The 8302-nt window shown below is 69.7% G+C and carries 7 protein-coding genes; 4 read left to right on the top strand and 3 right to left on the bottom strand.

The features are described from left to right. Positions 1 to 1229 (top strand): cytochrome P450 family protein (locus GWK61_RS50480; protein ID WP_228564312.1); only part of this gene is annotated, 1229 nt, incomplete at its 5' end. 2 nt (positions 1230 to 1231) lie between these two features. Here GWK61_RS50480 and GWK61_RS50475 read toward each other — a convergent pair. From GWK61_RS50475 to GWK61_RS50465, 3 genes are all read right to left on the bottom strand, one after another. Continuing rightward, positions 1232 to 2215, bottom strand: coding sequence for a LacI family DNA-binding transcriptional regulator (locus GWK61_RS50475; protein ID WP_323748137.1), 984 nt, complete (start codon positions 2213 to 2215; stop codon positions 1232 to 1234). Between the two features lie 357 nt (positions 2216 to 2572). Next, positions 2573 to 3820: an NAD(P)-binding domain-containing protein gene (locus GWK61_RS50470; RefSeq protein WP_194921066.1), complete on the bottom strand. Its 1248-nt coding sequence runs from the start codon at positions 3818 to 3820 to the stop codon at positions 2573 to 2575. Between the two features lie 29 nt (positions 3821 to 3849). Further along, on the bottom strand, positions 3850 to 4398 hold the full coding sequence (locus GWK61_RS50465; protein ID WP_194921064.1) for an OsmC family protein: 549 nt from the start codon (positions 4396 to 4398) through the stop codon (positions 3850 to 3852). 95 nt (positions 4399 to 4493) lie between these two features. On the opposite strand from GWK61_RS50465, the gene metX reads away from it, so the two are divergent. The 3 genes from metX to GWK61_RS50450 are packed head-to-tail and all read left to right on the top strand — an operon-like array spanning position 4494 to position 7551. Next, the gene (gene metX / locus GWK61_RS50460) at positions 4494 to 5726 is read left to right on the top strand and encodes a homoserine O-acetyltransferase MetX (RefSeq protein WP_194921063.1); all 1233 of its coding nucleotides are present in this window, start codon (positions 4494 to 4496) and stop codon (positions 5724 to 5726) included. Next, positions 5723 to 7072: an O-acetylhomoserine aminocarboxypropyltransferase/cysteine synthase family protein gene (locus tag GWK61_RS50455; protein WP_194921062.1), complete on the top strand. Its 1350-nt coding sequence runs from the start codon at positions 5723 to 5725 to the stop codon at positions 7070 to 7072. The genes metX and GWK61_RS50455 overlap by 4 nt, the downstream gene beginning before the upstream one ends. Next, entirely contained in the window at positions 7069 to 7551 is a 483-nt protein-coding gene (locus tag GWK61_RS50450) for a CoA-binding protein (protein ID WP_194921061.1), read from the top strand. The genes GWK61_RS50455 and GWK61_RS50450 overlap by 4 nt, the downstream gene beginning before the upstream one ends. Positions 7552 to 8302: the final 751 nt, after the last annotated feature.

Below are 8302 nucleotides of genomic sequence, written 5' to 3'. Positions count from 1 at the left end.
GCCCCAGACACCGCCTAGACCCCCTAGGCGGCAGCCCCCACGCGAACAACGCCCGCTGGCTAACCACCGGCGCCGCCACCCACGTCCTGATGCCCGGCGACGTCCCCGGCGCGCTGGTCCTCGGGCATGCCGCGCTGAAGGAGTTCCTGGCCTCCCCCGACGTCTCGAAGGATCCGGCCAACTTCGCCGAGTACCAGCAAGGCCGCGTCCCGGACGGCTGGCCGCTGTCGGGCTTCACCCTCAATCGCAGCATGCTGACCGCCGACGGCGCCGAGCACCGCCGCCTGCGCTCCGCGATCGGCAACACCTTCACGCGCGGCCGCATCAAAGCCCTGCGACCGGCGATCGAGCAGCTCGTCGACCGGCTGCTGGACCAGATGGAACAGGCCGCCTCGACCTCCCCGGACGGCGTGGTGGATCTGCGGACGCAGTTCGCGTTGCCACTCCCCCTGGAGGTGATCTGCGAACTGCTGGGCGTCCCCGAAGCAGCCCGCGCACGCCTGCACGAGATCAGCTCGGTACTGGTGAACACAGACGTCGAACCGTCCAAGGTGATCGCCGCCAGCCAGGAAATGGTGGCAGTACTGAGCAGCATCGTGTCCGACCGCACCGAGCAGCCGCAGCAGGACCTGATCAGCGACCTGGTCGCCCGCGCCGCCGACCCCGCCCTCCTGAGCCCGGAGGAGGTCACCGGCTCCCTACGAAACCTCTTCATCGCCGGCCACGAGACGACCATGGCCCTGCTGATGAACGCCGTCCGCGCACTGTCCGCGCACCCCGAGGCACTCGACCTGGTCCGACACGGCAAGGCCACCTGGGCCGCAGTCGTCGAAGAGACCCTGCGCTGGGACGGCCCGGTCAGCTACTTCCCGCTCCGCTACCCGACGAAGGACCTGGACGTCGCAGGACTCCGCATCGACGCCGGCACCGCAGTCCTGGCCGGATACTCCGCAGCCAGCCGGGATCCGGCGGCCTACGGCCCCGACGCCGACCGCTTCGACGTCACCCGCGACGAGCGCGTCGAGCTCCTGGCGTTCGGCTACGGCCCGCACTACTGCCCGGGCGCGCCGCTGGCCAGGCTGGAGGCCGAGGTGGCGCTGGAGCGGTTGTATGCGCGGTTCCCCGATCTGGACCTGGCCGTCGGGGAGGACGAGCTGGAGTACTCGCATACGTTTGTCGGCAATCTCGTGGTCGAGTTGCCGGTGCTGCTCGGGGCCGCTCACCGATGACGCTAACGACTCCCAGGCCACCCCGTAGAACCCCGCACCATAAGCCTCGGCTCAGTAGGAATCACCACATCAACCGGCGCCGCCCCCTCCAGCTGATCGATGATCGCATCGGCCCCGTACCGCCCGAGTTCCCACAGCGGCATGGCGATCGTCGTCAGCGGAGGCGTGAGGTAGGCCGCGATCGGAAAGTCGTCGTTGCCGATCAGCGACAGATCGTCGGGGACGACGAGGCCCGCCTCGTGCGCAGCGTGGATGGCGCCGATCGCCTGGGCCAGGGAGCTCGCGTAGACGGCAGTCGCCCGCCCCGCCTCGACGATCGCGGTGGCCGCCGCGGCGCCGCCGGCTTCGGTGAGTTCGACGTGCTCGACGTGGCAGACGGTCAGACCGTGTGCGAGGGCTGATTCGGTGAAAGCCCGGGCGCGGTCGTCGCTGGAAGTGATGCCGGGCGGGCCGGCGATGTGTGCGACGGTGCGGTGGCCGAGCTCGGCGAGGTGGCGCAGGGCCAGACGGGCGGATCTGGCGACGTCCATCACCACATTGCGGCCGGTGCCGGGGACCGCGCGGTCGAGGAACACGTGCGGGATGCTGGATTCGGCCAGGGCGGCGATCAGCTTGTGGTGCGGGCGGGAAGAGGCGACGATCAGGCCGTCGACGCGGCCGGCGTGCACCAGATCGCGGAACGCCGTCATGCCCGAGTGCTCATCGAAGTCCTCTGACATCACCGACACGTACCCACGCTCCGCCGCCCGCTCGAAGGCGCTGCGCGCGATGGTCACGGAGGTCAGGTTGGTCAGCTTCGGCACCAGCAGGGCCACGGTGCGACCGTTGGACGTCGCCAGCGCGCGGGCCGCCACATGCGGACGATACCCCAGCGCCTCGGCGGCCTCCATGATGCGCAACCGGGTCTCGGGACGCGCCGAGAAATCCACGACGCCATTGAGAACCTTGGAGGCAGCCGCCTTCGACACCCCCGCGCGCTGCGCCACGTCGGCCAGCCGAGCACGACCCCCGCGAAGGCCGTTCTGCGGTCCTTGATCGGGTTCTGATACCACCGCCACCGCCCTCGCCGTCGCCTGGCTGCCGTGACTTTATCAGGGCCCGATCTGGAAGCGCAGCAGGACCTCAGCCGCCGACGGCCCGGTTGGCTGGAATTCGTGGCGGGAGAGCGGCCAGGGGCCCCGCAACGCCATCAGTTCATCAAATGTCGCGATCCCGCGCGCCCGCTTCGCAGGCTGCTGATTCACCCGCCGTTGGGCGTGGGCGCGGGGGCGAGGGCCGTGAACCCTCCGGGGATCACCACGCGGCCGGTCGGCGCAGTCAACGCGCCCTGGCGAATCCCTAAGTCAGTTCCGAGCAGCCAGATAGCCCGCGAGGTGGTCGACCACCTCGCGAGCGTCGTCCTCGGCACCATGGATGAACGTTGATTTGCGCCGCCGCAGCACCGGCAGCCCCAGCGCGTAGAGCCCGGGGCTGTCCTGCACGACCCCTCCGTCGTGCCGCAAGCGCCCCTTGCCGTCGAGCACCGGCACGTCGAGCCACCGGTAGTCGGGCCGGAATCCCGTGGCCCACACGACGGTTCGGATCTCGCCGCCGCGAAGATCGAGCTGCAGTCGCGGGGACGCGGGCACCCGAGTAGGTTCTGACGCCTCGGGCTTGTCGTCGATATCGAGCCCGGCACCGCCCCCGACTGCAGCATCGGTCGCCGTCAGCGCCCAACCGTCGAACGTGGCCAGCAGCCGGTTCATCTTCAGATCCGCGAGCGAGCACACGTTGCGCAGCCCGCCGGAAAACAGCGCACGGCCGTCGCGGACGGCCGCGAACCGGCCCACCGGCTCGACTCCCTGGTCGATCAGAGTATTGAGATCCACGGCAACGCGCCCGGACGTCCCGGCCAACTGCGGCGACGGCAGCCCCCGGGCCCGCTCCAGGTCGTCGACCTCGTCATGCCGCTGGTCCCACACTCCGGAGGCGTCCATCCACCACAGGACGTCGCGCCCCCGATACACGCGCGGAAGCCGCACGTGCTCCCCCACCGACAGCACCACCGGCCGTCCGCTCCGCCGGATCTCCCCGGCCAGCTGCACGCCAGTCGCCGACGCACCCACGACGAGCACGCCACCGTCCGGAAGATCGTCCGGACCGGTGTAGTCGAAGGGAGTCAACTGTCTGATGGAGTCCGGCAGCCCACTGCCGACCGCCGGCACCGTCGGGACGTTGCAGGCACCGCTGGCGATGACGACTGTCCGGGCCTGTATCTCGCCCTGGTCCGTCCGTACGCGGTATCCAGTCCCCTCACGCCGTACCGAGGTGACCGTGACGCCGGTCCGCACCGGAGCCCGCGAGGCGGTGGCGAAGGCGTCGATGAAGTCGGCCACCTCGCCGGCCGTCATGTACCCGTCCGGATCAGGACCCTGGTACCGGTGCCCGGGCAGCCGGCTGAGCCAGTTCGGCGTCAGCAGGCGCAGCGAGTCCCAGCGCTCGCGGCGCCAGGAGTTGCCCACCTCGCCGCGTTCCAGGACGAGGTGGTCGATGCCCCGGGCCGTAAGAAAATGGCCGGCGGCCAGGCCGGCGTGCCCGGCGCCGACCACCAGCGCGTCGGTGTGCTCGATGGCCGGGCCCCTCAGGCGACTTCGACGGTGACGTCCGTCGGGTTGGTCAGCGCGTCGAACACCGCCGAGCGCTTCTGGGACTGGGCCACCAGCGCCTCGATCTCCTCGCGGGAGGCGTCGGCGTCGATGGTGAAGGACACCTTGATGTCGCTGAAGCCGTTGCGGACGTCGCTGTCGGCGCCGAGGATGCCGCGGATGTCGTGCCGGCCCTCGACCGTGGAGGACACCGAGCGCAGCTGGATCCCACGGTTCTGCGCGACCGACGCGACCCCGGCGGTGAGGCAGCTGGCCAAGCCCACCAGCAGGTACTCGATCGGCGTGATGCCGTTGTCCTCGGCGGCGAACACCGCGGGGTGGTCGGCCTCGAAGACCGACTCGGTCTTGTGGCTCTGCTCCTCGCCGAGGCCGAAGAAGTCCTTGACCGTGGTGGTGCTGTGCACGCCGTCGCGCCAGGTGGAGGTGGCCCGCCAGGTGAACTGGGCGGCCTCGGGGGCGCCCTTGAGGACCTCCCGCGCGTCCAGCAGTGCCTGCACGTTGACTCCGTTGGTGACCGTGGTCATGGTCGAGCCCGCCTTCCGCCGATGACGCGAGGTGTCCTTGAATCCCTACCTGGTTACTCGACAATACACTGGTGGCGGGGCGTACCATAGCCCCCATGCACAAATCCGCCGCGGTGCCGACCGGCCCGGTTGGCCCCGTCGGCACCGTCGAGACGCGGTTCCTGGACCTGCCCGAGCCGATCACGCTGGAGTGCGGCCGGACGCTCAGCGGAGTGCGGGTCGCGTACGAGACGTACGGCCGGCTGTCCGCGGCGCGCGACAACGTCATCCTGGTCTGCCACGCCCTGAGCGGCGACGCGCACGCCGCCGGCGTCGCCGCGAGCGCACCGTCGGCAGGCACCCGCGACGGGTTCGCCGCCGAGGACCGCGACGGCGGCGCCGGTGCGGGCCTGGGCTGGTGGGACGGGATGATCGGGCCGGGCAAGGCCTTCGACACCGAGCGATACTCGATCATCTCTACCAACTTGCTGGGTGGATGCCGCGGGACCACGGGGCCGTCGTCGACGAACCCTGAGACCGGGCAGCCCTACGGCCCGGACTTCCCGGTGATCACGGTCGCGGACATGGTGCGGACCCAGCGTGCGTTCCTGGACCAGCTGGGCATCACGCGGTTGGCGGCCGTGGCCGGCGGTTCGCTGGGCGGGATGCAGGCTCTGGAGTGGGCGATCCTGTTCCCCGACCAGGTCGACGCGGTGGTGGCGATCGCCTCGACCCACGCTCTGCATCCGCAAGGCGTGGCGTGGAACGCGATCGCGCGGCAGGCCATCATGGGCGATCCGGCGTGGCAGGGCGGTAGGTACTACGGGACCGGGCAGGCGCCCGACGCCGGAATGGGGGTGGCACGCATGGTCGGGCACGTCACCTATCTGTCGGGGGCAGCGCTGGAGGCGAAGTTCGCCCGGCGGCTCCAGGACGGCGACCAGATCCGCCATACGCTGAGCGAGCCGGAGTTCGCGGTCGAGAGCTACCTGAGCCATCAGGCCGCGTCGTTCGTGAAGCGGTTCGATGCGAACACGTATCTGTATCTGTCACGCGCGTTGACGTACTTCGATCTGGCGCGGCAGCATGGCGGCGGGTCGCTGGAGCGCGCGTTGGAGGCCGTGAAGGCGCGGACGTTGCTGATCGCGTTCAGCTCGGACTGGCTGTATCCGCCGGCCGCGTCGGCCGAGATCGCCGAGGCGCTGGGTTCGCTCGGCAAGCCCGTGGACTATCACCTCATCGAGGCGCCCTACGGCCACGACAGTTTCCTGCTTGAGGAAGCACGCCAGATCCCCATCGTCCGCCGGTTTCTGGAGGATGGGGCCGAGATGACGACGAGGACTTCATGACCGGCGAACACCCGCGGACCGAGCAGCCCCACGAGTTCGGGTTCGAGACGCGCCAACTGCACGCCGGGCAGCGTCCCGATCCGAACACCGGGGCGCGGGCGGTGCCGATCTTCCAGACGGCCAGCTACGTGTTCGAGGATCCGGAGTCGGCCGCGGCGTACTTCAATCTGCAGGAGTACGGGAACACGTACTCGCGGATCATGAACCCGACTGTCGCAGCGTTCGAAGAGCGGGTGGCGAACCTGGAGGGCGGCAGCGGGGCGGTCGCCTTCGCGAGCGGGATCGCGGCGCAGGCGGCGGCGTTGTTCACGCTGCTGGAGCCGGGCGACCACGTGGTGTCCTCGTCGGCTCTGTACGGCGGCACGGTGAACCAGTTCAAGCATCTGTTCCGGAAGATGAACGTGGAGCTGAGCTGGGCCGATCCCGACGACCCGGACGCCTGGGCGGCTGCGGTGCGGCCCAACACGAAGGCGTTCTTCGGGGAGACGATCGGGAACCCGGCGGGGAACGTGCTGGACATCGAGGCGCTGGCCGGGATCGCGCACGCGCACGGGCTGCCGCTGGTCGTGGACAACACCTTCGCGACGCCGTACCTGTGCCGACCGATCGAGTGGGGCGCCGACATCGTCGTGCACTCGGCGACCAAGTTCATCGGCGGGCACGGGACCAGCATCGGCGGCGTGGTGGTCGAGGCCGGCACGTTCGACTGGTCGAACGGGCGCTTTCCGGTGGTGGCCGACCCGTCGCCGGCGTATCACGGGCTGCGGTTCCACGAGACGTTCGGGGCGTACGGGTATCTGATGAAGCTGCGGGCGGAGACGCTGCGCGATCTCGGCGCGGCGATGTCACCCTTCAACGCTTTCCTTTTCCTGCAGGGACTTGAGACGCTGTCGCTGCGGATGGAGCGGCACGTGACCAACGCGGGACTGGTCGCGGCTTTCCTCGACGAGCATCGCCTGGCAGCGAACGTGACGTATCCAGGCCTGCCGGGGAGCAAGTACCAGCCGCTGGTCGAAAAGTACCTGCCGCGCGGCGCCGGGGCGGTGTTCTCCTTCGACTGCGCCGGCGGCCGAGCCGGCGGCCAGGGCCTGATCGGCGGCGTGACACTGTGGTCGCACCTGGCCAACGTCGGAGACGCAAAGAGCTTGATCATCCACCCGGCCAGCACCACCCACCGCCAACTCTCCGACGACGAGCTACGCGCCGCCGGCGTCGGACCCGGCACGGTGCGACTGTCGGTCGGACTGGAATCGGTCGAGGACCTGGTGTGGGACCTGGAGCAGGCATTCGGCCAGGTCGGCGAGGCGGTCGGACTAGGCAACACGACGAAGGGCGACACGGCATGAGCGACTTGGGGCGGTATCAGGACCCGCTCACCATCCAGCGCGTGCTCAACACCGCACGGACGATCGCGGTAGTCGGCCTGTCGAACAACGAACTGCGCGCAAGCTACTTCGTCGGCTACTACCTGAAGCGCCACGGCTACCGGGTGATCCCGGTGAACCCGCGCGAAAGCGAGATCCTCGGCGAGCGCTGCTTCGCAAGCCTACGCGACATCCCGGAACCGGTGGACGTGGTGAACGTCTTCCGAGCCCCGGACGCAGTGCCTGACATCGCACGCGAGGCGGTGGAGATCGGCGCCTCGGCGCTGTGGTGCCAGTTCGGCGTGATCAGCGCGGAGGGCACCCGCATCGCCGCCGACGCCGGCCTGAGCGTGGTGGTGGACCGCTGCATCAAGATCGAGCACGCGCGCTACGCGGGGCGGATGCACTGGCTCGGGTTCAATACGCAGCGGATTACTTCGGTGCGAACTGGGTTGCAGTAGGCCGGTGCGGCCAGACTGCCGGTTCCGAGGCGAACCGGTGCCTTGGCGGCTGCGGTTGGTGACGGGCCGCGCGTGGCCGGCGACGCGGTGAGGGGGTCCGAAGGACCATGCCGGGTGTTGGTTCTGGGTCCCTCGCCGCGTCAGCGGGCGCAGCCAACCTGCCCGGTTTGGCGGTGTCAAGCCGGACGGAGCCGGACCACAGCAGCAGGGGTGCGGCTTGATTCCGCCAAACCGGGCTGGTTCCGTTTACGGCGATGACGCGGCGAGGGACCCAGAACCCGGCGACCACAAGCAACACCGCCACCCAACAGCGCGACGCAGGCAACAGCGTGATAGAAAGCCGAACAGTCGCGGGCCGCCGCCAAACAACCCGACGCGCGGGTCGCCCCCTCGTCGAGGAGGCCCGCCAGAGGCCTCAACGCACCCACCAAACGCAGCCGCCACCCGCCCGCATGACGCGTGCGCAGTGACTCGGACTCACGCGCGGTCGTGCACGCGAAAACCGGCTGCCGCCAACGCACCGCCGCAGAAACCCGGATCGGTGCGCGGTCGTGTCCGCGAACACCGCCGGCCGCCAGCGCGACATGCGCCGCACGACCGAACTGCGTCCCCCAGCGAGGCCACCCAACCATGCGCGAAGCCGTAAGGGCTCGCAGATTATTAACACGCTGGTTTGATCTCGGTGGGCTGGTTGTTGTCTTCTGCGAGGAAGGCGATGAGGTCGGCTGGTGTGGGGAAGCGGGCTGTGGAG

This window comes from Catenulispora rubra, assembly GCF_015356825.1.
Taxonomy (GTDB): domain Bacteria; phylum Actinomycetota; class Actinomycetes; order Streptomycetales; family Catenulisporaceae; genus Catenulispora; species Catenulispora rubra.
The sequence above is the reverse complement of the archived record's forward strand: the minus strand, read 5'-3'. Positions and strand labels throughout refer to the sequence as shown.